Here is a 24529-nt window from a genome sequence, read left to right on the forward strand (position 1 = left end):
TGTGACTGACTATCGGCGCGAGTTACTACGCACCCCGAGCGGGCGACGTTACGCATCGATTCACGAACCGGCGACCGCCTGTCAGGCTGTGTGGTCCTGTGACGTCTCGCCGTCCACCAGCGGTGCGTGCAGCCACGACACCATCTGCCGCAGGCCCTCGTAGGCCTCCAGCCGCGCCGCGTCGGTGCCTGCGGCGTCCGCCTGCTCGCAGAACGCCCACATCCGCCGGACGGTCCGCGGGCCGGCGTGCATGATCATCTCGTGGCCCTCGCTGGCCCACTTGACGAGGGCATAGCGCACCAACGACTCGACCGGGATGCCGGTCAGCTCGCCGAGCGCCTCGAACGTGGGCAGGGGGTCCTGACGGGTGTACTCCGCGACTTCGGACTTGAAGTTGGCGTGCGGGTCGTCGTCGTCCCAGGCATCGGTGTAGGGCTGCAGGTCCATGCCCGCATCATGCGTCAGACCGGCGTCGTCTCGGGACGAGCGACGTCGTCCCACGACCACCCGTCGTCGTGCACGAACCCCTTCAGCCGTCGACGCCGCTCGCTGCGTGGGCCGTAGCGGCCGTCGATGTCGGTGTTCGTCGGCAGGGGATCGCTGCCGACCAGGCGCCGCAGGTCCTCCACGGTCGGCTGCGGTGGTGGCTCGTCCGCCGGTTCGATGAAGGAGTGGGCCAGCGCGTCGAGGAACCCCTCGATGGCGGTGTCGAGGAGGTGCAGGTGGATCGGTGGCTCGTCCCGACCCTGTGCGAGCTCGACGAGCACCAGCGCGTCGTCCAGGACCCCGAGCGCCACGGCCAGCGCGGTCTTGCGGTGACGGCTGTGGAAGTAGTGCAGCACGGGATAGCTGTAGTGCTGCTGGGTGAGCGTGCGGATGTGCGTGGAGAGCTCGAGCGCGACGTCGACCTGCTGGCTGGTCCCCGCCTCGGACAGCAGCCGTCGCGCGACGTCGTGGGGAGTGGGCCCGAGATCGGTGATCTGCGCCGCCACCCGCCGCTTGAGGGAGACGGCGCTGATGACCGGGACCAGGTAGGTGATGCACAACGTGAGCAGGACGATCCCGCTGACCGACGCCACCACCGTCACGACCCGCCCGCCGGCGCTCGTCGCCAGGTACTCGCCGTTGCCGAGCGTGGAGAAGGTCACCCCCGCGTAGTACAGCGCCTCCACGGCCGACGCCGCCCGGCCGGTGGTCGCCTCCACGACCTCGCCCGTGCCGAGCAGGACCAGCCACCAGGCCGCCAGGGCGATGACGAGCCACTGCACGAGCAGGCCGACGACCACCACGAGCCCGCCGATCTCCATCACCCCCTGGTGGCCACGGGCTGCCCGGCGGATCGCGGTCCACATGGCCCGGCCCGTCCGCCGGCTGACCCAGCCGCCGGGACGCCCGCTTGCGACCGTCGTGGCCACCACGTCGACGAGCAGTCCGACGAGCAACAGCACTCCGGCGACGGTGTAGGCCATGGCCGCAGGCATGCCCCCCGAGCACCCCCCTCGAAACGCGGACCGGTCAGGTCACCAGTGTCAGCCGAGCGGGTCCCGGTCGACGGGGCAGGACATGCAGCGGGGGCCACCGCGGCCGCGGGGCAGCTCGAAGCTGGAGATCTCGTGGACAGTGATCCCGGCCTCGCGCAGCCGTCGGTTGGTGTCGACGTTGCGTTCGTACGCGATGACCTCCCCGGGGGCGATCGCCAGCGTGTTGTTGCCGTCGTCCCACTGCTCGCGGTCGGCACGAACCTCGTCCTCGCCGGTGGTGATGACCCGCAGCTCGTCGGTCGCCATGGCGTCGGCGAGGCCGCGCAGCAGGTCGGGCTGCTCGGTCACCTTCATCTTGCCGTTGCCCCCGGGTTCGATGCGGTGGGCCCTGGACACGTTGGGCAGCTTGGGCCACACCACGATCGCGTCGCGGTCGACCTGGGTCATGACGGTGTCGAGGTGCATGGTCCCGCGCCCCATCGGCAGCTCCACCGCCAGGACGAAGTCGACCTCCTCGGCCTCGAACAGGCTGGCCGCGAGGTTCTCCACGGCGATCGGCGAGGTGCGCTCGCTGACCCCGACGGCGATGGCTCGGTCGGACAGCACGAGGACGTCGCCCCCCTCGACCGTGGCGGGGAAGTAGTCGCGCTGGTCCTCGCCGTACCAGACGGGCCGGCCGCTCAGCTCGGGATGGTGGGCGTACATCGTCGACCACAGCAGCCGCTCGGGCTGGCGGGCGGGCTTGTGCATGGGCGAGAGCACCCGGCCGCCGTAGACGTGGGCGCTGGGGTCGCGGGTGAAGACGGAGTTGGGCAGCGGCGGTACCAGGAAGGCGGTGGCGCCGAGCACACCACCGACGAAGCCGTCGCCGGCGCCGGGTACCTCGTCGACGGTCACCCCGCCGATCAGGTGCTCGGCCAGCTCGGTCGGCGGCAGGTCGCTGAGGTAGCCGTGGACCCGGTCGACCAGCTCGACCCCGCAGGTGTCGACGGTGGCCCGGCGGCTGATCAGGGCGGTCGCCAGCTCCGGGTCGGAGACGACGGTGGTCAGCAGGTCGGCGAACAATCGGACCGTGACGCCGTTGTCGGCCAGAACCTTGGCGAAGGTGTCGTGCTCCTCCTGGGCCTTGCCGACCCAGACGAGCTCGTCGAACAGCAGCTGGTCCTTGTTGGCGGGCGTCAGGCGCCGCAGCTCCAACCCCGGACGGTGGAGGATGACCTCGCGCAGGCGGCCGACTTCGCTGGAGACGCTCATGACACGGCAGCGTACCGGCCGACCTGCGGCGGGGGTGGCTGCGTCGGCGACAGCAACTCCTGTAGCGTGGCGGCCGTGGAGCTGTTCCTGCTGTTGGGTGTGCTCGGAGCCGTGCTGCTCGTCGTCGGACTGGTCGGCGGAGAGCTGCTCGACGGGGTCTTCGACGCGATCGGAGTCGACTCCGCGGGAGGGTTCTTCTCCACCGAGGTGATCGGCGGGTTCCTGTCGGCCTTCGGGTTCGGGGCGTTCCTGCTGGACGGTGCCGGGCTGGACCGGATCGTCGTCCTCGGCGGTGGCGGTGCCGCCGGCCTTGCCATGGGCGGGCTGGCGCTGTGGCTGTCCAGGTCCCTGATGAACGTCAACACCGACGTCACCCCCACCTCCTCCGACCTGCGGGGCGCGCTGGGGAAGGTCATCACCCGCATCCCCGAAGGAGGGCTCGGCGAGGTTCGGGTCAGCCGGCACGGCCATCCGCTGAAGCTCTCGGCCCGTGCCGAGGAAGCCATCGACCCCGGGATCGAGATCGTCGTCGTCGACGTGCTCTCCCCCACCTCGGTGCTGGTCATCCGCTCCGAGATAGAGATCGGCTGAGCGCTGCACGCTCGCCGCTCCTGCGTCCTCCCATCCACCCGAACCGTCGTGGGCACACCGCCCGTGCCCAACCCAAGGGGGTAGTCAGCCAACATGGACCTGTTGCTCATCGGCGGCGGGGGCTTCATCGCCCTTGCCGTGCTCGTCATCCTGCTCGTCGTCTCGCGCTATCGCGTGGCCGGCCCGAACCAGGCCTACATCATCACCGGCCGCAAGGGCGGATCACCGGTCCGCAACCCCGAGACCGGTGAGGTCTCCACCGACCTGTCGGGGCAACGCGTCATCATCGGTGCCAGCACCTTCGTGCTCCCCGTCGTGCAGAAGCTGCACGTCCTCGACCTGTCCTCGCGACGCATCCCGGTGGCGATCAGCGGCGCGATCTCCGCCCAGGGCATCAAGTGCGACCTGGAGGGTGTGGCGATCGTCAAGGTCGGCGGCACCGACGACGCCATCCGAGCCGCTGCCCAGCGGTTCCTCAACCAGCAGGGCGGCATAGAGGTCTTCACCCAGGAGGTCCTCGCCGGTTCGCTGCGTGCCATCGTCGGTCGGCTGACGGTCGACGCGATCATCAAGGACCGTGCGGCGTTCGCCAGCGCCGTGGCGGAGGAGGCCGAGACGTCCCTGACCAACCAGGGCCTGGCGCTGGACACCTTCCAGCTGCAGGACATCCGCGCCGAGGGCGACTACCTGCAGGACCTCGGTCGTCCCGAGAGCGCACGTGTGGAGATGGAAGCCGCCATCGCCGAAGCGCGGGCTCGCCAGGCATCTGAGGAGGAGCGGCTCAAGGCCGAGGAGCAGATCGCCATCGCCCAGCGGACGCTGCGGCTGAAGCAGGCAGAGATCCAGGCCGAGACCGACGCGGCGGAAGCCGACGCGCGGGCCGCCGGCCCGCTGTCGCAGGCCGCCAAGGACCAGGACGTCCTGCAGGCCCAGGAGCTGGTCGCCGAGAAGCGGGCAGCCCTGAAGGAACGCGAGCTCGACACCGAGGTGCGCAAGCCGGCCGACGCCGAGCGCTACCGCGTGGAGACCGAGGCCGAGGGCCGCAAGTCCGCGGCCATCCGGGACGCCGAGGCCGACAAGGCTGCGGCGATCGCCCGGGCCGAGGCCGAGGCCGAGCAGGCACGCCTGTCCGGTGAAGCGGAACGTGCGCGACGGACGGCGCTCGCCGAAGCCGAGGCCATCGAGGGCGAGAAGCGCGGTGCGGCCGAGAAGGCTCGCCGTGAGGCCATCGCCGACGCGGTCCAGCGCGAGGGTGAGGCCGAGGGTGCCGCCATCCTGGCCCGTGGGCAGGCCGAGGCGGAGGCCCGGCAGAAGAACGCCGACGCCTTCCAGTCCTACAACGAGGCAGCGGTCATCGAGCTGATCGCCGAGATCCTGCCCGAGCTCGTGCGGGCGGCCAGCGAGCCGCTGTCCAACGTGGGGTCGATGACGATCGTGTCGACCGACGGGGCCTCCAAGGTCGCCCAGTCGGTGGCGTCCAACCTCGAGCAGGGCCTGGCCATCGGCACGTCGTTGACCGGCATCGACCTCAAGCAGATCCTGTCGCGGATCGGCAAGTCCGGGTCGTTGGCCCCGGCGTTCGAGGCCATGGCCGACCGCGAGGACGACGACGTCGAGATGCCCCCTCGTCCGCAGGACCTGATGGACGGCGAGGGCTAGGGCCCTCCGGCGTCCGAACGACAGCGGCCGGCCCCCAGATGGGGCCGGCCGTCGTCGTTTCGCGGGCGGGCGCCCGGCGGCTGGTGTCAGCCGCCGAGGATCGCCTGGATCTCCTCCTCGATCGATGACTCGATCGCCGCGGTGCCGCCGAAGATCAACACCCGGCCCACGGAGTCGTTGATGGAGGTGATGTAGTCACCGACGCTGGCCGGCAACGCATCGGCCGCCGTCAGCAGCACCGGCCCGGGGCCCACATCGGGCCGACCGACCACCGACCCGCCGGTCAGCGCATCGGCGAAGTTCGCACCCGTCGCCACCCCGATCGCCGACGGCCCGTCGAAGAACGTCGCCGCCACGTTGGCCGACACCTCGTAGGCGTCCCCACCGACGATGGCATCCTCCTCCTCGGGGAAGGCGTCGGCGGCAGGCGAGCCGATCGGCACGATCTCCGGGGTGTCGGAGCGCCCGTCCAGATAGGCCTGGGTCTCCGGCGGCACCGTTGCCCCGTCGGTCAGCAGGACCGCCGCGCCGACGTTGCCGGCCTGGTCGAAGTCCGAGTCGCCCGCGACCACCGCAGCCGCACCCGCGACGACCGAATGGGGGAAGTCCCCGCCGTCGGCCAGCAACAACGTGCCCGGATCACCCAGCTCGGCCGCGATCGCCGTCGCCGTGCCGAACCGGTTGGCCCCGGCCAACCGCACCACGACGTAGCCGAGCTCGACGACGCGGTCCTCGACGGCCTGTCCGAGGGCGGCGGTCCCACCCAGCAGGTAGACCGTGCCGCCGGGGCTCATCACCCTGAGCAGCTCGTCCTCGCTGGCCAGCGCCAACGCATCCGGTTGGGTCAGCAACAACGCCGCGTTGCGGGCGATCGCCAGGGCCGTCCCGGCCTGGGCGTCGGGGAAGTCGTCGCTGCGGGTCAGCACGACCGCGTCCGCCTCACCGTCATCGAAGGCGACCTGTGATCCGGCCACCGCGGTCGTGATCCGCTCAGGACCCTCCACGCGCTGGGTCTCCTGCATCACCTGCACGGTGTGGTCGTCACAGTCGTTGCTCGAGTTGCTGTCGGTGCTGGTGGTGGCCGCGCAGGCGGTGTTGGTGATGGAGCCCTCCACCTCGGCGGTGGTGATGATGGTCACGGTCTCCGACGCCGCGGCAGACAGCGTGCCGAGGTCACAGGTGACGGTGTCGCCGCTGATCGTGCAGGGCGCAGATGCGCTGACCAGGGCCAGTCCAGCGGGGATGGTGTCGGTCACGACCACGTTGGCCGCCGTGTTGCGGCTGTTGGTCACGGTGACGGTGAACGTGACGTCGTCCCCGATCAGCACGTCGCCGGGGCCGTCCTTGTCGAGCGCAACGTCCACGGTCGTGGGCGTCGTCGTGGGGGGCGGCTGCTGACGAAGCTCGAACGCCCCGCGGTCGCACACCGCCGTGCCGTTGTTGTCACCGTCCTGCGGGCGCGGGACCCCACGCTGGTCGGTCTCGCCCGCGCCGCCGGCCTGGCCACACGAGATGAAGAGCGTCTGGGCGAACGTGGGGCCGGACGGCCCCTCGGCGGCCGCATCGATGCCTTCGCTGCCCGGCTGCAACGCCAGCGTGGGAACGGCCACACCGGGTGCATCGCCGGCAAGGGGGCCGTCGTTCGCGGCCAGCCCGGCGAGGTCCTGCGGCGTCGATGGTGCGTCGCTGTCCTCGGTCAGCTCGCACGTGCCGTCGTCGTCGGAGTTGCCGCCGAGCGAGACGAACGAGGATGTGGTCGAGCCCATGCAGGTCGGGTCGACGGTGGTGGTTGACTGGAGCACGGAGTTGAAGAAGCCCATGACGGCGAGGCCTCCGCTGTCGCGTACCTGCAGCGATGCCGGCTGGGCGGTCACGCCCGCGAACTCGGGGACCGACTCGGGTTGCCAGTTGCCCTCCACCGTGCTGTGGAGCAGGTCGACGACGGAGAACCCGGCGGTGGTGGTCCCGCCACCCTCGACAACCATGACCCCGGCGCCGAAGTAGGCGCGGTTGGTGGCGATGGTGCTGTTGTTGATCGTGCCGGAGGAGTTCTGGCTGTAGATGCCACCGCCCTCGAAGCTGTGGTTGTCCACGAACGCGGTCCCCTCGATGATGCTGCCGGACGGGGCGTCGTTGTAGCTGCGGTTGTTGACCCACAGGCCGCCGCCCTGGTCCCACGACTGGTTCCCCTCGATCACGCTGTCGGTGATGCTGAGGGGGATGGGCCCGGTGGTGTCCGGTTCGCTGACATGGATGCCACCGCCCTGCTCGGGCCGCCCGCCATGGATGGCGCCGTTGAAGCTGACGACCGACCGGTCGATCGTCAGCCCGGTCGACGACCAGATGCCTGCGCCAGCGGAGGTGACGAACTGGCGCGCCTCCCGAAGGTCGGTCACGTTCATGGTGATCGTCGACCCGTTGACCACGAGCTCACCGCACGCCGCTGAGGCGATGCCGCCGCCCCGCACCGCAACGTTGTTGCGAATGATGGAGTCCTCGACGGTGACGTTGGCGCCGAAGGCTGCGAGGCCGCCACCCTTGGCCCCGTCGGAGACCACGACGTTGTCCTCGAGCAGCACGTCACGGAGGGTCAGCGTGACCGCGGACGGGTCGTCGCACGAGCCCATCGCACGGATGGCGCCACCGTCACCCGACGCGGCCGTCCCACCGGTGACCGTCAGGCCCTCGATCGTCACATCGACCGGATCCCCGGCCACCGAAGCGCGTCGGTTGTCCCCCACGTCGTTCAGCGCAGCCACGTCGAACGCCCGATCACCCAGCGGGCCGTCGCCGGCGAACGCCGGGTCGCTGCCCTCGAAGGTCGATGCATCGATGACGACGCCGGGGCCGTGGATGACCAGGCTGCCGACGATGTCGAGGTCACCGCTGGCGGCGTTGGGTCCGGGTTCGCCCGGTCCGCTGCCCCCTACGGTCAGCTCGATCGTGGTCGAACCGCTGGGCGGGAACACCGTTGGGTCGAAGACGATCAGGTCCGTCGTCCCCGGCGCGTTGGTGTTGGCCTCGACGATCGCCTCACGCAGGGTGCAGGTGTCGCCACTGGTCGCCGCACAGCCGGTCGGGCTGTCGATCGGTCCATCTGCCTGCGTGTCGACGACGTAGGTCGTGCCGTCCACCACGGGTTGGGCCAGGGCCGCGGCGGGCGCCAGCACCGCCCCGAGCAGGCCGAGCGCGAGCAGGGTTCGTTGCAGTCTCATGGTGTCTCCCTCGATCAGCGCGCACGCCAACAACCGCCCCCCCGAGCAGGTGGCATGCGTCCCTCAACGCCCTGCAGGCTAGTTCGCCAACGGTCCCCTATCGGACATCTGACCGATCCGTAATGAATCAGCCCCTGCCGACGGTCACGCTCCGCGTTGTCGAGCCAGGCGCAGGAGGGCGATCACGGTGATGGAATCGGTGATCTCGCCCCGGTCGACCATGTCGAGCGCGGTCTCGAAGGGAACCTCGATGACCTCCAGCACCTCGTCACCGTCGGGGTTGGCGCCGACCTGCGTCAGGCCGCGTGCGACGTAGACGTCGGCCTCCTCGGAGGAGTGGGAGTTGCTCAGCTGGATCGTCGGGCCGAACAGCTCCCATTCGCGGGCGACGTAGCCCGTTTCCTCCTGCAGTTCGCGTTTGATCGCGGTCAACCCGTCCTCGTCTGGGCCTGTTCCACCCTCGGGGATCTCCCACGACCACTCGTCGAACGGCACCCGCCACTGACCGACCAGCACGACGTTCCCCTCGTCGGTCAACGGGACCACCCCCACCGCGAGGGATGACTGCACGATGCCGTACAGGCCGGGCTTGCCGTCGGGGCGGATGACGTCGTGCTCGACGACGGTGATCCAGGGGTTGGCGTAGACCTCGCGCGAGGCAACGATGGTCCAGGGGCTGGTCACGAGTGGCACGCGCGTCACCCTACGCGGCGTGACGGAATAGACCCAGCGGCACGGTCGTTGGACCGGCACTCGACAACCTCGCGGAAAGGGTTCGACATGCCGAAGGCCATCTTCAACGGTGCCGTCATCGCCGAGAGCGACGCCACGGTCGTGGTGGAAGGCAACCACTACTTCCCGCCTGAATCGGTGAAGGCGGAGTACCTCGTGGACTCCCCGACCACCTCGGTGTGCCCCTGGAAGGGCAACGCGCAGTACAAGAGCGTCGTGGTCGATGGCCAGCAGGCCGCTGACGGCGCGTGGGTCTACCCGCAGCCGAAGCCCGAGGCCAGCCAGATCACCGGTCACTTCGCCTTCTGGAACGGCGTCCAGGTCACGGACTGACCCCGCGCCTGCGGCCTCCTCGGACAGAGGGTGTCGTTCGGGCGGCGTCGTTCAGGCGGTGTCGTTCGGGCGACGTCGTTCAGGCGGCGTCGGTCAGGCGGCGGCCGGTGTCGCCCGGCGTGTCGCCGTCTGGGCGTTCGGTGAGGGACCGGCCAACGTCGACCGCAGGGCGATCAACGCCATCTCGGCCTGCAGGCGCATGACGGTGGACGTCGCCGAGCCGAGCGGCAGTCCGAGCAGCCGACGGGTCCCCGGGTCCAGGGAACCGATCGCGCCCGCCAGCGTCGGCAGGTAACCCAGCCGCAGGACGGGATCGACGGGCGGCCACAGCAGGAACTGGAGGGTGTCGCGTCCCTGGGGGCCGACCGCCAGGCGGGGTGCGAACCACGCCATGCGGTCCGACAGCTCCTCCTCCGTGGTGGGCAGCCACCCCTCCTCCACCAACGGCAGCGACACGCTGCCGTCGGCAAGCGCACGGGCGGGGTCGCCATGGGCCCGGAGCACCGTCGGGTCGACCCGGGGGTCGAGCAACGCGGCGATCCGTCCTTGCTCGGCGACGAACCGGTCGCGGTCCGCCGGGGACAGCGGGTTGCTCGCGAAGTCGGCGTCGCTGCGCAGCCAGCTGGCGGTCCCCGCCACGGAGACCCAGGTCAACAGCTCGGGATCGCTGGCGTCGTAGGGCCGTCCGTCGGGGGCGGTACCCACGACCCGGCGGTGCGCCCCACGGACGGCGGCGATCATGCGAAGCGCCTCGCCGGTGGCGCCGAACGTGGTGACGGCGACGTAGGCGGACGTGTCGCGCAACCGTCCGAGCGGATCCTCGTGGTAGCGGGAGTGCTCGGCAACCCCGGCCATGGCCAGGGGGTGGGTCAGCTGGACCAGCAGCGACCGGATGCCCCCGACGATCGACGCGGCGTCGGCGTACAGCCGCCACGAGACGGAGTCGGGGCCCAGCAGGCCGCGGTCGCCCTGCGGGGCCGAGGAGTCCAGCGGCGGCTCACCGAACGACCGGCGCAACCACCCCCTCGCCAGCGGCGACAGCAGCGGCACGGGCACCTGGGGAAGGCGGGCGGCTGCGCGGCTGAGCACGGACATCTGCCGTCCAGCATGCCACCCCCCGTGTGTCGAGAAACCGGCCGCCCGTCGTGATCGGCCGACACGCGTCGGGGTTGGCCGCCACGACCAACCGCCACCGTGTCGAGAAACCGGCCGCCCGTCGTGATCGGCCGACACGCGTCGGGGGTGCCCCGGGTCGGCGAACCGCGTAGGCTCGGCGACGTGCGCGACATCCACCTGACCGACGCCTGCTCTGCGGGCCTCGTCTTCGCGCTCATTATTCGCTCGGTCACGTAGCCCAGCGATCCACCGGGCTGCGCGAGCGGCCCGGACACCGACGCACCGGTTCTCCCTGCCGCAGACACGGCCCTCCAACCTCCGGAGAACCCCATGCCGAACATCCACACGCTGCTCGTCCGCCATCGCGGCGCGGCCCGCATCCTGACGCGCCTCCTGCTGGCCGTGGACGGCCGTGCCTGCCCCGTGCTCGGCGTCGCCACCCCCGACACCTCGACCATCGTGCTGTGGGTGCAGGTGGCCGACGACCGGCTCGACCACGTCCTGGGCGCCGTGCGTCGGACGGTCGGGCTGACCGGCGTTGCCGCCGCCCGACCCGCGCAGGCCGCACCGCTCACGGGCTTGCGCACCCACCTGGACGCCGACGGGGTCGTCGACGTGAGCCTCGCCCGTCGGGCACAGGGCGTCAGCACGCGAGGGGCCGGGGACGGGACGTCGGTGGCCGCCGCCACCCGCGCGGCGCTCGCGGCCAGCGGTGCGAGCCCCGCCGACGGCGACGTGTGGCTGCTCGTGAACCCGGTGACCGGACAGCCGACCGCGGTCCGGCTGGATCCCACCGAGGGGGAGGGAGGGCTCACCGCATGGGTGGCAACGGGTCCGAGCCCCGTCGGCGCGGTGGCCGACGTCCTGCTGGCGGACGGAACCAACACCGTCGCTGACAGCCCCGCCACGGTGGAGGCCGCCTGACGCCCACTCGCCCGATCGCGCACTCGCCCAGTCGCCTACTCCCCTGCCGCGGACACGGGCAACGGCGCGTCGTCCACGACCGTCCGCAGCGCGAAGGTCGAGACGATGTCGGTCACGCCCGGCAGCCCGGCGATGTAGCTGCGATGGATGCGTTCGTAGTGCGCGACGCCGTCGACGTCGAGGCGCAGCAGGTAGTCGGCCTGTCCGGCCATGAGGTGGCACGACCGCAGGCCCGGGCAACCGACGACGGCGGCCTCGAAGGCATCGAGCAGCTCGACCCGCTGGCTCTGGAGGGTGATGGCCACCAGCACGGTCTGGGATCTGCCCACCGCGTGGGGGTCGACGATCGCCCGGTAGCCGATGAGGACGCCGTCGTCCTCCAGCCGACGGACCCGACGCAGGCACGCCGACGGGGACAGCCCGATCCGATCGGCCAGCGCCTGATTGCTCAGCCGACCGTCGTCCTGCAGTGCGCGGATGATGGCTTCGTCCACTCGATCGATCATGTACGGCAGATCATTCGACAGATCGACCATACGACGCAAGAATCCTTCATCAGCGGTCGTCACAACCTTCCGATTGGCAATCACCTGCGTTCGCGCCGTCAGTACGGTGATCCCTCCACGGCGGCAACCCAGGAGGAACCACGATGCGCATCGGCGTACCCACGGAGATCAAGAGCGGCGAACGGCGCGTCGGGCTGACGCCGGAGAGCGCGGCCGAGCTGGTGGCCCACGGTCACGAGGTGCTCATCCAGTCCGGCGCCGGCGACGGCATCGGGGCCGCCGACGACGACTACGTGGAGGGCGGGGCCACCATCGCCCCGGACGCCAAGACCGTCTTCGGCGAGTCGACGATGATCATCAAGGTCAAGGAGCCCCAGGCGGAGGAGCGGGCGATGCTGACCGCCGACCACGTCCTGTTCACCTACCTCCACCTGGCGCCGGACCCCGACCAGACCGCCGACCTCGTCGCCAGCGGCGCCACCTGCATCGCCTACGAGACGATCGTCGACCGGGACGGGCGGCTGCCCCTCCTCGCGCCGATGAGCCAGGTCGCCGGCCGCCTCAGCGTCCAGGCGGGCGCCCACGCGCTGGAGGTCTCGCAGGGCGGCGCCGGTGTGCTGCTGGGCGGCGTGCCCGGTGTGGCACCGGCCCGCACCGTCGTGATCGGCGGCGGCGTGGTCGGCGTCAACGCCATCGAGATGGCCAACGGCCTCGGGTCGGAGGTGACCGTCCTCGACCGCGATCTCGGTGTGCTCGAGCGCCTGGCCCGCCGGTTCGGTCCGTCGCTGCGGACGGTGTACTCCACCGGCGCCAGCCTCCAGGCCGAGGTGCTCTCCGCCGACCTCGTCATCGGCGCGGTGCTGGTGACCGGTGCGCGCGCACCGAAGCTGGTCACCGCCGAGCTGGTGTCGCAGATGCGTCCCGGGTCGGTCCTCGTCGACGTCGCCATCGACCAGGGCGGCTGCTTCGAGACCTCCCGTGCCACCACCCACGCCGAGCCGACCTACCTCGTCGACGGGGTCGTGCACTACTGCGTGGCCAACATGCCGGGCGCGGTGCCGCGGACGTCGAGCTTCGCGCTGAACAACGCCACGCTGCCCTACGCCATCCGCCTGGCCGACCACGGGTTCCGCGAGGTGCTGACCAAGGACCCGCTGATCGCCCACGGCCTGAACGTGCACCGTGGCATGGTGACCGAACCGTCGGTGGCGCGTGACCTCGGCTACGACTACGTCGACCCCATGACGGCGATCACCCGGGCCTGAGCACCGACGGCGTTCCCCGGCAGCCCGATGAACTAGTACTGCTGGGTGCCCACAATGGCCCCGCCGGGCCATACGAAACCCGCTGACTTCCGTACAGACTTCTGGGTATCCACCTGCCCACCATCCGGCCCCGCGAGCAGGCGCCGGGGGCCTCCAGCTCACGTCGTCCGGTGACCCCTGCCCTTCTCGTCGCCGGCATCGCTGTGGTTGTCGCATTGACGACCACGGTGGCATCGGGGGTGCTGGTGGGGGTTGTGGGCGCGGCCGTGCTGGTCCTCCAGCAGCGGCTCGGGATCGATCGGCGGCTGGGGTCGACGCTGGCCGAACGCTCGCCCGCTGGCTTGTTCTGGGCCGACGCCGACGGCCGGGTCCAGTGGCGCAACGCGGCTTGCCGTGCACTTGTCGGGACCGATCCCGAGTGGCGGTCCTGGTTCGAACCCGGGGCGCTGGACGGCCTGCGCGTGGACGACCACGTCGAACGCGTGCTGGAGGTCACCGCACCGACGGGCGCTCGGCGGACCGTCCGGCTGGGGCTCGACCCGAGCGGAAAGGGCGTCGCGGGTTCGCTGGTCGACCTGACCGAGGTCTCGGTCCTCCAGGACACGCTGGCGCGTCGGGAGTCGGCCTACGAGATGCTCGCGGTGCATGCCTCCGACATCGTCGTCCGGACCGACCTCACCGGCCTCGTGACCCATGCGAGCCCAGCCCTGTACCGCCTGCTCGGGCACGGCACCGCGGGCGTGGTCGGCAGCAACCTGACGTCGATCGCCCATCCCGACGACCGCAGCGCCCTCGGCGACGCCATCGAGCAGGTCGTTGCAGGGGGGGTTGCACGATCCATCACGGCGCGGCTCATCACCGGCGAGGGCCAGGAGGCCTGGGTCGACGTGACCGTGCAGCCCCGGTCGTCGCGCCGCGGCAACGAGATCCTCGAGCTCGACGTGTCGATGCGCGACGTCACGGATCGACGGTTCGTGGAAGAGGAGGTCGTCCGCAACGAACGGCTGCTGGAGACCGTCACCGGTTCCTCCCCCGTCGGCATCTTCGCCCTGACGGGCTCGAACTGGACCTTCGCCAACACGCGCCTGGAGGAGATCTCCGGGCTGAGCCGCCGGGACCTGCTCGACGGCAGGCTGTGGGAGTTCGTCCACCCGGAGGACCGCCTGCAGCTGGAGGTCGATCGCAGCACCTGGACCGCGCAGGAGGTCGAAGCCACGCAGGGCTTCGTCGGCGGGTACTACCGCCTCGTCCGTCCCGACGACGAGGAACGGTGGATCCACCTGCGCATGGCGCCGGTGGCCGGGTCCGACGGCCGCGGCTGGGTCGGGACGGTGGAGGACACCACCAACGAGGTCACCGCCCGACAGCACACCACGCTGCTGGCCACGGTCGTGGCCGGCACGACCGACCTCGTCGCCATCCTCAACCCCGACGGATCGGTGCGGTTCATCAACCCGGCGGGTCGCGAGATGATGGGCGGCAGCCACGGCGCGGACCTGGTGCAGCTCCACGCCGGCCGGTTGTTCGGGCCGTCGGGCTGGAAACGGCTGTGCGAGGTCGCGCTGCCGGTGGCCACGGCCCGCGGGTCCTGGTCGGGCGACGCAGAGATCGTGACCAGCGAGGGTGCCACCCGACCGGTGTCGCTCGTGGTCATCGCCCATCGCGACGCCGTCGGTCGCATCGACCGCCTGTCGATGCTCGCGCGGGACACCTCCACCCAGAAGGCCGTGGAACGTCGGCTGGCGAAGGCGGCGTCCCACGACCAGCTGACCGGCCTGCCCAACCGTGCGCACTTCAACGAGGCGCTCACGAGGGCCATGGCGACTGCCTCGCACAGCGAGTCGTCGGTGGCAGTCCTGTTCTGCGACCTCGACCGGTTCAAGGCCGTCAACGACACCTACGGCCATGCGGCCGGCGACCAGCTGCTGCGCGAGGTCGCGATCCGCCTGGGTGGCATCCTCAGGTCCGGCGACGTGGCGGCCCGGGTGGGGGGCGACGAGTTCCTCGTGCTCGCCGCCGACGTGGAGGATCCCGCGGCGGCGCTGCTGCTCGCCGAGCGCATCCGAGGGGTGCTGGACACCCCCATCCTGGTCGAGGGCAGCGGGCGGCAGGACGTCCGGTTGTCCTTCAGCATCGGCGTGGCCACGAGCCGCCCCGAGGACAGCCCCACCGACATCATCTCCCGCGCCGACGAGGCGATGTACCGGGCCAAGGACCTGGGCAAGAACCGAGTGCAGATGTACGACGCCCGGGAACGGCGGTCGTCCCCCGCGACCCTCGTCGCCGAGCAGGCCCTGCGGGCCGCCATCGAGACCGGTCAGCTCCGCCTGCGCTATCAGCCGGTCATCGACCTGTTCACCGGGCGGACGATGGGCTGTGAAGCGCTGGTCCGCTGGGCCCACCCGGAGCTGGGCGTGCTGTCGCCGCGGGACTTCATCGACCTTGCCGAGGACACGGGCCTCATCCGGCCGCTCGGCGCCTGGGTGCTGGCCGAGGCCATCCGCCAGGCCGGCGAATGGCACGCCGACACGAGCATGCCGCCGCACACCAGCGTCAGCATCAACCTGTCGGCCCAGCAGCTCGTGGACGGTGACCTGGCAGAGCGGACCGCCGCGATGATGAAGGCGATGCAGCTGCCGGCCGACTCGCTGTTCGTCGAGCTGACCGAACGGGCCCTGGCCACCGACGAGTCCGTGGCCCGGGCCGAGCTGAACGCCTTCAGGGAGCTCGGCGTCCGGGTGGCCGTCGACGACTTCGGCACCGGTTACTCCTCGCTGGCCCAGCTGCGCCGCTTCCCCGTCGACGTCCTCAAGCTCGACGCCGCCTTCGTCCGCGGCCTCGGCAGCAACCCTGCCGACGACGCCATCGTCGCCACCGTGCAGGGGCTGGCCGACGCCCTTGCCCTGCACACCGTGGCCGAGGGCGTGGAGACGGTCCAGCAGCTCGATGCCCTCAGGGAACTCGGTTGCCGGCTCGGGCAGGGCTACCTGTTCAGCGAGCCGCTCACCCCCGACGCGTTCGCGGCGTTCGTCAAGCGCGGTGCCGTCGAGCTCGTCTCATCCCGCCCAGGACCGGCCGAGCTCGACGTCGACGACCGCGGGGACCTCGCCGAGGATGATCGCGCCGGCCGCGAGCATCCCCTCCACCAGTAGCCCCGCCGCTTCCTCCGCCGCGTCGGCGGGAGCCTCGACGACCAGCTCGTCGTGCACGGTCAGGACCAGTCCGATGGGGGCGGAGGGATCGTCGCCGAAGCGGTCGCGCAGCCGCCGGTCCACCTCTGCCACCGCCAGCTTCGTCATGTCGGCCCCGGCACCCTGGATCGGGGCGTTGCGGGCCAGCGTGCCGGCCTCGAGCAGGTGCCGCGCTCGGCCGAGCGGGGTCCGCACGACGTGGTGGCGCCGGGCGATGGACTCCGTGCGGCGCAGCCACGCCGCCACCGATGGGTACCCCGCGAAGTAGGCATCCATCATCTCCTGTGCCCGCTCGACGGTCGTCCCGGTGGACCGCGCGAATCCGCGGGCTCCCATGCCGTACATCAGGCCGAAGTTGAGGGCCTTCGCGGCCTTGCGCTGCCCCGCGGTGACCGCATCGACGGTGGTACCGAACACCGTGGCGGCCGTTTCGACGTGCAGGTCGGCGCCTCGCCTGAACACCTCGGTGAGGGCCTCGTCACCCGACACCGCTGCCAGCACCCGCAGCTCCTGCTGGCTGTAGTCGGCGACGGCCAGGACGTGGTCGTCAGCGGCGACGAAGCACCGTCGATAGACGGGGTCGGCCGGGATCTGGGTGAGGTTCGGGTCGCTGTGGGCGATCCGGCCGGTGCCGACCATCTGGCGAACCCGGGCGTGGATGCGGCCGGTCGCGGGATGGACCGCCCGGGCCAACCAGTCGCCACCCCATCCCTGCACGACCTTGGCGGCCTGACGGTAGGCCAGGAGGGTGGCCACCGCGGGGTGCTCGGCGTGGTCGCGCAGGACCGACTCCCGGGTGGACGGCACGTCGATGCCGACCCGTCGGAGCGCCTCGGTGACCTGCTCGGGCGAGTCGAGGTTGACCGGCTCCGGGCCGAACAGCGTCCTGGGCGAGTCCTCGGTCACCACCGCAGCCTGCGCCGCATCGTGCAGGGCGGGCAGCTGCACCTCGACGGTGGCGACCAGGTCGCGCCAGGCGTTGGCGTCGATGCCGATGCCGCGCAGCTCCATGGCCGCCAGCGGGGCAACGGCCTCGAACTCGCACCTCGCCACCTCGACCAGGCCACCGGCGACCAGCTCGCGGGTCTGCTGGGCGAACACGTCCCAGGTGACGCGGGCGTCCTCGGCGGCGTAGTCGATCTGCGCCTGGGTCAGCCCCTCGCTGCCGAAGGTCGTGCGGATCGACTTCTCCAGCCGACGGTCCAGGCGGTGCGCGGCGATGGCCTCGAGGCTGGCCCCGACCGGGTCGGGCCCGGCGGCGTCGAGCAGCTGCTGGGACAACATGGTGTCGGCGACCCGTCGAACGGACAGCCCCGCCCGCCACAGCATCCGCAGGTCGAACGCCGCGTGGTGGAAGACCTTGAGGCTGCCGGGGTCGGCGAGCATCGGCCCGAGGACGTCGACGTCGACGGTGCGGACATCGACCACGAGGACGGGAAGGCCGGGATCGGCGGCCACCTGCACCGTCCGGAGGACGTCGACCCAGGGATCCCAGCCGGTGGTTTCGGTGTCCACGGCGAGGAAGGGGGCATGCTGGGCACGGGAGAGCCAGCCGTCCACGTCGTCGGCGCAGGTGGCCAGGATCACCTCATCCACGGCAACCACCCGGCCCCGGCCGGCGTCGGACCCTTCGACGGGTCTCCTGCCCCGCAGCCACGAAAGGACGTTGTCCACCGATGACCGCCCCCCACACCCTCGCACGCCCGCCCCGCCTGTTGATCGGGGCGGTGATGCTGCTCGCGCTGGTGCTCGCCGGATGCGCGTCCAGCGACACGACGGGAGATGGCGGGGAGGTGTCGGCCAGCGCCACGCAGGACCAGACCGACACCCCGGAGGCCACCACGCCACCTGACGACACGGTCACCGAGGACGCGCCGGCCACGACCGATCCCGAGCCGGCCCCCGGCGCCCGGACGTACACGGGCACGCTCGGCGGGGGTGACATCGAGGGTGGGTGCTTCTGGCTGGACGGCGACGACGGCACTCGGTACGAGCTGATCGCCGGCACCCGGAGCGACGTCGCCATCGACCAGTCGAACCGGGTCATCGCCGATGCCGAGGGCAACGTGGTCGCCCGGGAGGGCGACACGGTCGAGGTCACCGGCACCGTCGACGAGGGGATGGCCACGTTCTGCCAGGTGGGCACCGTCCTGGTGGTCGACTCCGTGTCAGCCAGCTGACCCGGGGGCGTCCTCGGGCGGGTCGACGGGGGGTTCGGCGGACGGCTCGGTGGTGACCGGGTCGGCGCCGTCGACTGCCCCCTCCCGCGCTGCGCGCCGCTTGGCGCGACGGGCGATCCGCTCCTCACGGGCCATCCGTTCCGCCTCCTCCGGCGTGGGCGCGGTGCCGCCGAGCCGCGCCGGGAGCCACCACCGGTCGCTGTCGTCGGCGGGCGCCTGGGGGTAGCGGTCCTGCAGGTCGACGACCATGTCGGTGATCGCGGCCATCATCCGCTTGGTGACCTCGCGGGGGTCCTCGTCCGGCTCGTAGGCGATCGGCTCGCCGTACCGGATGACGATGTGCAGGCCGCGCTCCATGTTCTTCTTGACCGACTTGGTCATGATCCGCTGGCAACCCCAGACGGCGACGGGGATCAGCGGGGCGCCGGCGCGCATGGCCATGCGTGCGGTGCCCGTCTTCGCCGACTTCGGCATGAACGACCGGCTGATGGTGCCCTCGGGGAACATGCCGACCAGCTGGCCCTGGAGCAGCCGCTGGTGGGCCTGCTCCATGATGTCGTTGACGTTGCCGTCGCGGTCGACGGGCAGGTGCTTCATGCCACGCATCAGGGGGCCGGACACGGGGTGGTCGAACACCTCCTTCTTGGCGGCGAAGCGCACGAGACGCTTGCGTTCCCGGACGCCGTAGCCGACGAACACGAAGTCGAGGTAGCCGACGTGGTTGCTGGCGAGGACCGCCGGCCCGTCGAGCGGGACGTGGTGCGCGTCCTCCACCACGACCTTCCAACCCATCACCTTGAAGGTGCTGACGAAGATGCCGATGACGGGGGTGTAGACGGGCTCCATGGCCGCGCAGCCTACCCGCGGTGCCCCGTCGAACGCCCGCCGGCCGGCGCGATCGGGGCCTGCGTCGTCCCGGCGCGAGGACCGGCGCGATCGGGCTGATTGGCGCGGCCGGGCGGTGGCCACGATGATGGCTACTGATCGGTAGCCACGCACCAGGAGGCCCCCAGATGAGCAGCGAGCCGCGCGAGAAGGACCGTCCGTGGCTGATGCGGACCTACTCCGGTCACTCATCGGCCAAGGCGAGCAACGAGCTGTACCGCTCCAACCTCGCCAAGGGCCAGACGGGCCTGAGCGTCGCGTTCGACCTGCCGACCCAGACCGGCTACGACGCCGATCACGTGCTCGCGCGCGGTGAGGTCGGCAAGGTCGGTGTGCCCGTCTGCTCGATCGACGACATGCGCACCCTGTTCGACGGCATCCCCCTGGAGGAGATGAACACGTCGATGACGATCAACGCCACGGCCCCCTGGCTGCTGGCGCTCTACATCGCGACGGCCGAGGAGAACGGGGTCGATCGGGCGTCCCTCCGCGGCACCACGCAGAACGACATCATCAAGGAGTACCTGTCCCGCGGGACTTACGTCTTCGGGCCTGCCGAGTCGCTGCGCCTGACCGCCGACGTGGTGACCTTCACCGTCGGCGACGTGCCCAAGTGGAACCCGGTGAACATCTGCAGCTACCACCTGCAGGAGGTCGGGGCGACGCCGGTGCAGGAGGTCGCCTTCGCCATGGCCACCGCCACCGCGGTGCTGGACGAGATCCGTTCCCGCGGGGTGGAGGGCGAGGACCTCGGTCGCGTGTTCGGTCGCATCTCCTTCTTCGTCAACGCCGGCATCCGCTTCGTCGACGAGATCGCCAAGCTGCGCGCCATGTCGCAGCTGTGGGACGAGCTGGGCCGCGAGCGCTACGGCGTGGAGAACCCCAAGTACCGTCGCTTCCGCTACGGCGTGCAGGTCAACTCCCTCGGCCTGACCGAGGCACAGCCGGAGAACAACATCGCCCGCATCGTCCTGGAGATGCTCGCGGTGACCCTGTCCAAGGACGCCCGCGCCCGTGCCGTGCAGCTGCCCGCCTGGAACGAGGCGCTGGGGCTGCCCCGCCCGTGGGACCAGCAGCTGTCGCTGCGCATGCAGCAGATCCTCGCCAACGAGACCGACCTGCTGGAGCACGGCGACCTGTTCAACGGCTCGCACGTGATGGAGGCCCGGACGGCCGAGATCGCCGACGCCGCCCGGGAGGAGTACGACCGGGTCACCGAGATGGGCGGGTCGGTGCAGGCCGTGGACTACATGAAGGCCGAGCTGGTCCGCTCCAACACCGAGCGCATGCGTCGCATCGAGAGCGGTGAGCAGGTGGTGGTGGGCGTCAACGCCTTCACGGGCTCCGAGCCCAGCCCGCTGATGACCGGCGTCGACGGCGGCATCCTCAAGGTCGACCCGGCCAGCGAGGCCGAGCAGGTCGAACGGCTGCAGGCGTTCCGGGCCGAGCGCGACAACGACGCGGTCGCGTCCGCGCTGGCCGAGCTGCGCCGTGCCGTCGCCGCCGGCGAGAACGTCATGCCGGCCTCCATCGCGGCGGCGAAGGCCGGGGTGACCACCGGCGAGTGGACCCAGGCGCTGCGCGACGAGTGGGGGACCTACCGCGGGCCGACCGGTGTCAGCGCCGCGGCCGCGGCCCCCGCCGAACAGGCCGACGCCCTGCAGGCGGCCCGCGAGGCCGTGGCCCGCGCCGAGGAGCGGGTCGGCGGCAAGGTCCGGCTGCTGGTCGGCAAGCCGGGGCTGGACGGCCACTCCTCCGGTGCCGAGCAGATCGCCGTCCGTGCCCGTGACGCCGGGTTCGAGGTCATCTACGAGGGCATCCGCCTGACCCCGGGACAGATCGTCCGGGCTGCCGTGGACGAGGACGTGCACCTGATCGGCCTGTCGATCCTGTCGGGCAGCCACGGCGAGCTGATCCCGGAGGTGCTGGAGGGGCTGGCAGCGGAGGACGCCGCCGACATCCCCGTCGTGGTCGGCGGGATCATCCCCACCGACGACGCCGAGACGCTCCGTGCCGCCGGGGTCGCCGCCGTCTACACGCCCAAGGACTTCGAGGTCAGCCGCCTGATCGCGGAGATGGCCGAGCTGGTCAAGGCCCGGTAACCCGTCAGAGGAGTTACGCCGCCGGGGACAGCCCGGCGGCTTCGGCCAGGAGGGTGTAGGACCGGCGGTGGGCCTCGGCGTCCCACACGTGCCCGGCGATCATCAGCTCGTCGGCTGCGGTGCGGTCCAGGAGGGCTCGCAGGCCCTTGACGACCCGTTCGGGAGTACCGATGACCCAGGTGCTCATCACCTTGTCGGCGACGGCGCGTTCGCGGTCGTCCCACGGGTGGGCGAGCGCCTCGTCGGGGCTCGGCAGGGGCCGCAGGTCGCCGTTGCGCAGGCGCACCATCGACAGGGCACCCGACAACGCCAGCCGTTGGGCCTCCTCGTCGGTGTCGGCGCAGATGACGGTGACGGCCACCTCGGCGAACGGCTCCTCGAGGTCCGCAGAGGGCCGGAAGGACTGCCGGTAGGCGGCCAACGCGTCGTCCAGCGCGTCGGGGGCGAAGTGGTAGGCGAAGGCGAAGCGCTGGCCGAGCAGCGCCGCGACCTGGGCGGAGAAGGTCGATGACCCCAGCAGCCACAGCGGTGGACGCAGGCCAGCACCGGGTACCGCCTGCATGCCCTCCAGGTGGTGGCCCCGCGGGAAGTCACCGTCGAAGAACCGCACGAGCTCCTGGATCTCCTCCACGAACCGCTCGCCCTGAGGCGCGGCCTCGTCGCGGCGGAGCGCCCAGGCCGTCCGTTGGTCGGTGCCCGGTGCCCGCCCGATGCCGAGGTCGATACGCCCCGGGTGGAACGCCTCGAGCGTGGCGAAGCGTTCGGCGACGATCAGGGGCGCATGGTTGGGCAGCATGATGCCGCCGGAGCCGACGCGGATCGTGCTGGTCGCCTGGGCGAGGTGCGCCATGACCACGTCGGTGGCGGAGGAGGCAACGGCCGGCATGCCGTGGTGCTCGGCCACCCAGATGCGGCTGTAGCCGAGGGCTTCGACGTGCTGGGCGAGCGCAACGGAACGGTGCAGCGCATCGCGCTCGGTGCTGCCGTGGGCCACGGTGGCCAGGTCGAGCACGCCGAGGGGCACGCCGAGCTCGGCGGAGGGGGTCGGGTCTGGTGTCATCACGCTGTCCCCAACGCGATGGGGCCCGTGTGGTGTTCCCGCAGGGCCGATCAGGCCAGCGCCCCCGGCGGCAGCTCGGCCTCCACCGGATAGCCGGCCTCCTCCAGCTTCTCCACCAGCAGGTGGATGTGGTCGTGCCCGCGGGTCTCCATCTCGATCTGCACCTCCACCTCCTGCACGCCGAGCTTGGTGTTCAGCCGGTGGTGTTCGATGCCGATCACGTTGGCGCGCTGTTCGGCGAGCAGCGTCAGCAGGGTGGCGAGCACGCCGGGCTGGTCGCCGACCCGGGTGGTGACCACCAGGTAGCGCCCCTCCTCGTACATGCCGGACTGGATGATGCGGTTGAGCAGCAGCGGGTCGACGTTGCCGCCGCACAGCAGCGCAACGGTGGGCTCCCGCGTCTCGACCGCCCCGTCCAGCAGCGCGGCGAGGCCAGCGGCGCCGGCTGGCTCGACGACCTGCTTGGCCCGTTCGACGAGCAGCAGGATCGCTCTCGCGATGGCCTCGTCGCTGACGGTGACGACGTCGTCGACCAGCTGCTCGATGTGGGCCAGCGTCAGCTCGCCCGGGCGCTTCACGGCGATCCCGTCGGCGATCGTGGACACGCTGTCGAGGGTGACCGGATGCCCGGCGTCAAGCGACGCCCGGGTGCTTGCTGCGCCAGCCGGCTCGACGCCGATGACCCGCACATGGGGCGCGGTTGCCTTGATGGCGGCGGCGATGCCGGCCACCAGGCCACCACCACCGATGGGGACCAGGACCTGCGCCATGTCGGGCGCCTGGGCCAGCATCTCCAGGCCGAGGGTGCCCTGTCCGGCGATGACGTCGGCGTGGTCGAAGGGGGGCACGAATGTCGCGCCCACCTCCTCGCAGTGCGTGCGGGCGGCGGCGAGCGCCTCGTCGAAGTTCGATCCGGTGAGCACGACACGGGCGCCGTAGCCGCGTGTGGCCTCCACCTTCGGGAGCGGCGCGTCGGCCGGCATGAACACGGTGGACTCCACGCCCATCCGGGTGGCCGACAGGGCCACGCCCTGCGCGTGGTTGCCGGCGCTCGCGCAGACCACGCCGGCGGCACGCTCGGCCTCCGACAGGCAGGCGATCCGGTTGGCGGCACCGCGGATCTTGAACGATCCGGTGCGTTGCAGGTGCTCGCACTTCAGCAACACCCGTGCGCCGACCATGCTGCTGATCGCACGTGACTCCTCCATCGGCGTGGTCTGCACGAGGGGCGCGATGCGTTCGGCGGCGGCGCGGATGTCGTCGATGTCGACGAGGGCTGGGGTGGTCATGATGCGGGGATGGTACGGCGGTCGACGGGCACGACACGGGCATGCACGGTCGGCCCGGTCCGGTGACACGGGGTCCCGGCACAATGTGGGTCGTGAGCGCCTCCTCCCCCTCCCCCGCCGACAACGACCGTCGAGTCGACGACACCCGCACCACCAGCGGCCGCACGTTCGTGGTGGTGTCCATGGTCTTCCTGCTGGTGCTGCTGGTGGTGCTGCTCGTCGTGTCGCCCCGCCTGCAGGATCAGCTGGGCATGGGCGGCACCCGCGGATTCAGCGCTCCGGAGAACCCCGTCGAGGTCACCCTGGAGCTGGGCGGCGAGGCGGTCGGCACGGCGATCTGGGACGCCGGTGGCATCTGTGCGGAGGTCATGGACGCCACGGGGACGACGTACCGCACCTGCGCCGAGCCCGACCCCCTCAAGCCGATCTGGGCGATCGACGCCCCGGACGAGGCCGAGCCCGGGTACCTGCTCGTCGCCACCCCGCCGGACGTGGTCAACATCGAGGGTCGGACGACCGCAGGCGAGACCTTCGGCGCGCTGACCCAGGCACGCGAGCTGCCGGCGGCCTGGGCGATCGTGCCCCTGCCGGACGGTGCGGTGGTGGACAGCCTCGTCGCGTTCGGCGTCACCAACTCCGACCTGGGCGACGCCCAGTGCGGCGTCGAGGACGGTGGCACCAGTACGTCGGTCCGCCTCGGCGGTGGCTGCGTGGTCCCGCAGCAGGACTGACGGGACGAGGGCCGC

Annotated in this window: 20 protein-coding genes; 9 read left to right on the top strand and 11 right to left on the bottom strand. The window is 71.3% G+C overall.

Features of this window, described 5'->3' with window-relative positions:
* Positions 1-81: 81 nt before the first annotated feature.
* The 3 genes from DVS28_RS19185 to DVS28_RS19195 are packed head-to-tail and all read right to left on the bottom strand — an operon-like array spanning position 82 to position 2735.
* Complete coding sequence (locus DVS28_RS19185; protein WP_114592904.1) at positions 82-447, bottom strand: DUF6027 family protein; 366 nt, start codon at positions 445-447, stop codon at positions 82-84.
* A gap of 14 nt (positions 448-461) precedes the next feature.
* The gene (locus tag DVS28_RS19190; RefSeq protein ID WP_216826151.1) at positions 462-1469 is read right to left on the bottom strand and encodes a potassium channel family protein; all 1008 of its coding nucleotides are present in this window, start codon (positions 1467-1469) and stop codon (positions 462-464) included.
* A 60-nt stretch (positions 1470-1529) separates the two neighbouring features.
* Positions 1530-2735, bottom strand: coding sequence for an arginine deiminase (locus DVS28_RS19195; protein ID WP_114592906.1), 1206 nt, complete (start codon positions 2733-2735; stop codon positions 1530-1532).
* A gap of 75 nt (positions 2736-2810) precedes the next feature.
* On the opposite strand from DVS28_RS19195, the gene DVS28_RS19200 reads away from it, so the two are divergent.
* Positions 2811-3326, top strand: coding sequence for a hypothetical protein (locus DVS28_RS19200; protein WP_164710776.1), 516 nt, complete (start codon positions 2811-2813; stop codon positions 3324-3326).
* A 93-nt stretch (positions 3327-3419) separates the two neighbouring features.
* A complete protein-coding gene (locus DVS28_RS19205) occupies positions 3420-4985 on the top strand; it encodes a flotillin family protein (protein ID WP_114592908.1) in 1566 nt (521 codons plus the stop codon).
* A gap of 86 nt (positions 4986-5071) precedes the next feature.
* Here DVS28_RS19205 and DVS28_RS19210 read toward each other — a convergent pair whose 3' ends face one another.
* Both DVS28_RS19210 and DVS28_RS19215 read right to left on the bottom strand, forming a co-directional pair.
* Positions 5072-8200: a cell wall-binding repeat-containing protein gene (locus DVS28_RS19210; protein ID WP_114592909.1), complete on the bottom strand. Its 3129-nt coding sequence runs from the start codon at positions 8198-8200 to the stop codon at positions 5072-5074.
* Positions 8201-8344: 144 nt separating this feature from the next.
* Positions 8345-8893, bottom strand: a complete 549-nt coding sequence (locus tag DVS28_RS19215) for an NUDIX domain-containing protein (RefSeq protein WP_114594278.1) — start codon at positions 8891-8893, stop codon at positions 8345-8347.
* 87 nt (positions 8894-8980) lie between these two features.
* On the opposite strand from DVS28_RS19215, the gene DVS28_RS19220 reads away from it, so the two are divergent.
* Entirely contained in the window at positions 8981-9265 is a 285-nt protein-coding gene (locus DVS28_RS19220) for a DUF427 domain-containing protein (RefSeq protein ID WP_114592910.1), read from the top strand.
* Positions 9266-9358: 93 nt separating this feature from the next.
* Here the strand turns inward: DVS28_RS19220 and DVS28_RS19225 are convergent, their stop codons facing one another.
* On the bottom strand, positions 9359-10360 hold the full coding sequence (locus tag DVS28_RS19225) for an oxygenase MpaB family protein (RefSeq protein WP_164710777.1): 1002 nt from the start codon (positions 10358-10360) through the stop codon (positions 9359-9361).
* Positions 10361-10711: 351 nt separating this feature from the next.
* Between DVS28_RS19225 and DVS28_RS19230 the strand changes: the two genes are divergently transcribed.
* Positions 10712-11305, top strand: coding sequence for a hypothetical protein (locus DVS28_RS19230; RefSeq protein ID WP_164710778.1), 594 nt, complete (start codon positions 10712-10714; stop codon positions 11303-11305).
* Positions 11306-11340: 35 nt separating this feature from the next.
* Here the strand turns inward: DVS28_RS19230 and DVS28_RS19235 are convergent, their stop codons facing one another.
* On the bottom strand, positions 11341-11811 hold the full coding sequence (locus DVS28_RS19235) for an Lrp/AsnC family transcriptional regulator (RefSeq protein WP_114594279.1): 471 nt from the start codon (positions 11809-11811) through the stop codon (positions 11341-11343).
* A 143-nt stretch (positions 11812-11954) separates the two neighbouring features.
* Between DVS28_RS19235 and ald the strand changes: the two genes are divergently transcribed.
* Positions 11955-13076 (top strand): alanine dehydrogenase, encoded by a 1122-nt coding sequence (gene ald / locus DVS28_RS19240; RefSeq protein ID WP_114592913.1) that lies wholly within the window; start codon positions 11955-11957, stop codon positions 13074-13076.
* Between the two features lie 170 nt (positions 13077-13246).
* A complete protein-coding gene (locus DVS28_RS19245; protein WP_164710779.1) occupies positions 13247-16228 on the top strand; it encodes an EAL domain-containing protein in 2982 nt (993 codons plus the stop codon).
* On the opposite strand, the gene DVS28_RS19250 is transcribed toward DVS28_RS19245, so the two are convergent.
* The gene (locus DVS28_RS19250; protein ID WP_164710780.1) at positions 16133-17863 is read right to left on the bottom strand and encodes a DNA polymerase; all 1731 of its coding nucleotides are present in this window, start codon (positions 17861-17863) and stop codon (positions 16133-16135) included. The two genes, DVS28_RS19245 and DVS28_RS19250, sit on opposite strands and share 96 nt — an antisense overlap.
* An 80-nt stretch (positions 17864-17943) precedes the next feature.
* Here DVS28_RS19250 and DVS28_RS28615 point away from each other — a divergent pair, with 80 nt between their 5' ends.
* The gene (locus DVS28_RS28615) at positions 17944-18447 is read left to right on the top strand and encodes a hypothetical protein (RefSeq protein ID WP_164710781.1); all 504 of its coding nucleotides are present in this window, start codon (positions 17944-17946) and stop codon (positions 18445-18447) included.
* Here the strand turns inward: DVS28_RS28615 and DVS28_RS19260 are convergent.
* Positions 18436-19293 (bottom strand): lysophospholipid acyltransferase family protein, encoded by an 858-nt coding sequence (locus tag DVS28_RS19260; RefSeq protein WP_114592917.1) that lies wholly within the window; start codon positions 19291-19293, stop codon positions 18436-18438. The two genes, DVS28_RS28615 and DVS28_RS19260, sit on opposite strands and share 12 nt — an antisense overlap.
* A 167-nt stretch (positions 19294-19460) precedes the next feature.
* On the opposite strand from DVS28_RS19260, the gene DVS28_RS19265 reads away from it, so the two are divergent.
* Positions 19461-21434, top strand: a complete 1974-nt coding sequence (locus DVS28_RS19265; RefSeq protein WP_114592918.1) for a protein meaA — start codon at positions 19461-19463, stop codon at positions 21432-21434.
* Positions 21435-21447: 13 nt separating this feature from the next.
* On the opposite strand, the gene DVS28_RS19270 is transcribed toward DVS28_RS19265, so the two are convergent.
* Both DVS28_RS19270 and ilvA read right to left on the bottom strand, forming a co-directional pair.
* Positions 21448-22494, bottom strand: a complete 1047-nt coding sequence (locus DVS28_RS19270; protein WP_114592919.1) for an LLM class flavin-dependent oxidoreductase — start codon at positions 22492-22494, stop codon at positions 21448-21450.
* 50 nt (positions 22495-22544) lie between these two features.
* A complete protein-coding gene (ilvA, locus tag DVS28_RS19275; RefSeq protein ID WP_114592920.1) occupies positions 22545-23783 on the bottom strand; it encodes a threonine ammonia-lyase in 1239 nt (412 codons plus the stop codon).
* A 92-nt stretch (positions 23784-23875) separates the two neighbouring features.
* Between ilvA and DVS28_RS19280 the strand changes: the two genes are divergently transcribed.
* On the top strand, positions 23876-24514 hold the full coding sequence (locus DVS28_RS19280; protein WP_164710782.1) for a hypothetical protein: 639 nt from the start codon (positions 23876-23878) through the stop codon (positions 24512-24514).
* The last annotated feature ends 15 nt before the right edge of the window (positions 24515-24529 follow it).

Origin of the sequence: Euzebya pacifica, assembly GCF_003344865.1 — a bacterium.
Taxonomy (GTDB): Bacteria; Actinomycetota; Nitriliruptoria; order Euzebyales; family Euzebyaceae; genus Euzebya; species Euzebya pacifica.

Coding starts and splice junctions, on each gene's coding strand:
- DVS28_RS19210 (WP_114592909.1), bottom strand. CDS start 8,200: ATGAGACTGCAACGAACCCTGCTCGCGCTCGGCCTGCTCGGGGCGGTG.
- DVS28_RS19190 (WP_216826151.1), bottom strand. CDS start 1,469: ATGGCCTACACCGTCGCCGGAGTGCTGTTGCTCGTCGGACTGCTCGTC.
- DVS28_RS19260 (WP_114592917.1), bottom strand. CDS start 19,293: ATGGAGCCCGTCTACACCCCCGTCATCGGCATCTTCGTCAGCACCTTC.
- DVS28_RS19230 (WP_164710778.1), top strand. CDS start 10,712: ATGCCGAACATCCACACGCTGCTCGTCCGCCATCGCGGCGCGGCCCGC.
- DVS28_RS19265 (WP_114592918.1), top strand. CDS start 19,461: ATGAGCAGCGAGCCGCGCGAGAAGGACCGTCCGTGGCTGATGCGGACC.
- DVS28_RS19225 (WP_164710777.1), bottom strand. CDS start 10,360: ATGTCCGTGCTCAGCCGCGCAGCCGCCCGCCTTCCCCAGGTGCCCGTG.
- DVS28_RS28615 (WP_164710781.1), top strand. CDS start 17,944: ATGACCGCCCCCCACACCCTCGCACGCCCGCCCCGCCTGTTGATCGGG.
- DVS28_RS19185 (WP_114592904.1), bottom strand. CDS start 447: ATGGACCTGCAGCCCTACACCGATGCCTGGGACGACGACGACCCGCAC.
- ald (WP_114592913.1), top strand. CDS start 11,955: ATGCGCATCGGCGTACCCACGGAGATCAAGAGCGGCGAACGGCGCGTC.
- DVS28_RS19270 (WP_114592919.1), bottom strand. CDS start 22,494: ATGACACCAGACCCGACCCCCTCCGCCGAGCTCGGCGTGCCCCTCGGC.
- DVS28_RS19205 (WP_114592908.1), top strand. CDS start 3,420: ATGGACCTGTTGCTCATCGGCGGCGGGGGCTTCATCGCCCTTGCCGTG.
- ilvA (WP_114592920.1), bottom strand. CDS start 23,783: ATGACCACCCCAGCCCTCGTCGACATCGACGACATCCGCGCCGCCGCC.
- DVS28_RS19235 (WP_114594279.1), bottom strand. CDS start 11,811: ATGATCGATCGAGTGGACGAAGCCATCATCCGCGCACTGCAGGACGAC.
- DVS28_RS19195 (WP_114592906.1), bottom strand. CDS start 2,735: ATGAGCGTCTCCAGCGAAGTCGGCCGCCTGCGCGAGGTCATCCTCCAC.
- DVS28_RS19220 (WP_114592910.1), top strand. CDS start 8,981: ATGCCGAAGGCCATCTTCAACGGTGCCGTCATCGCCGAGAGCGACGCC.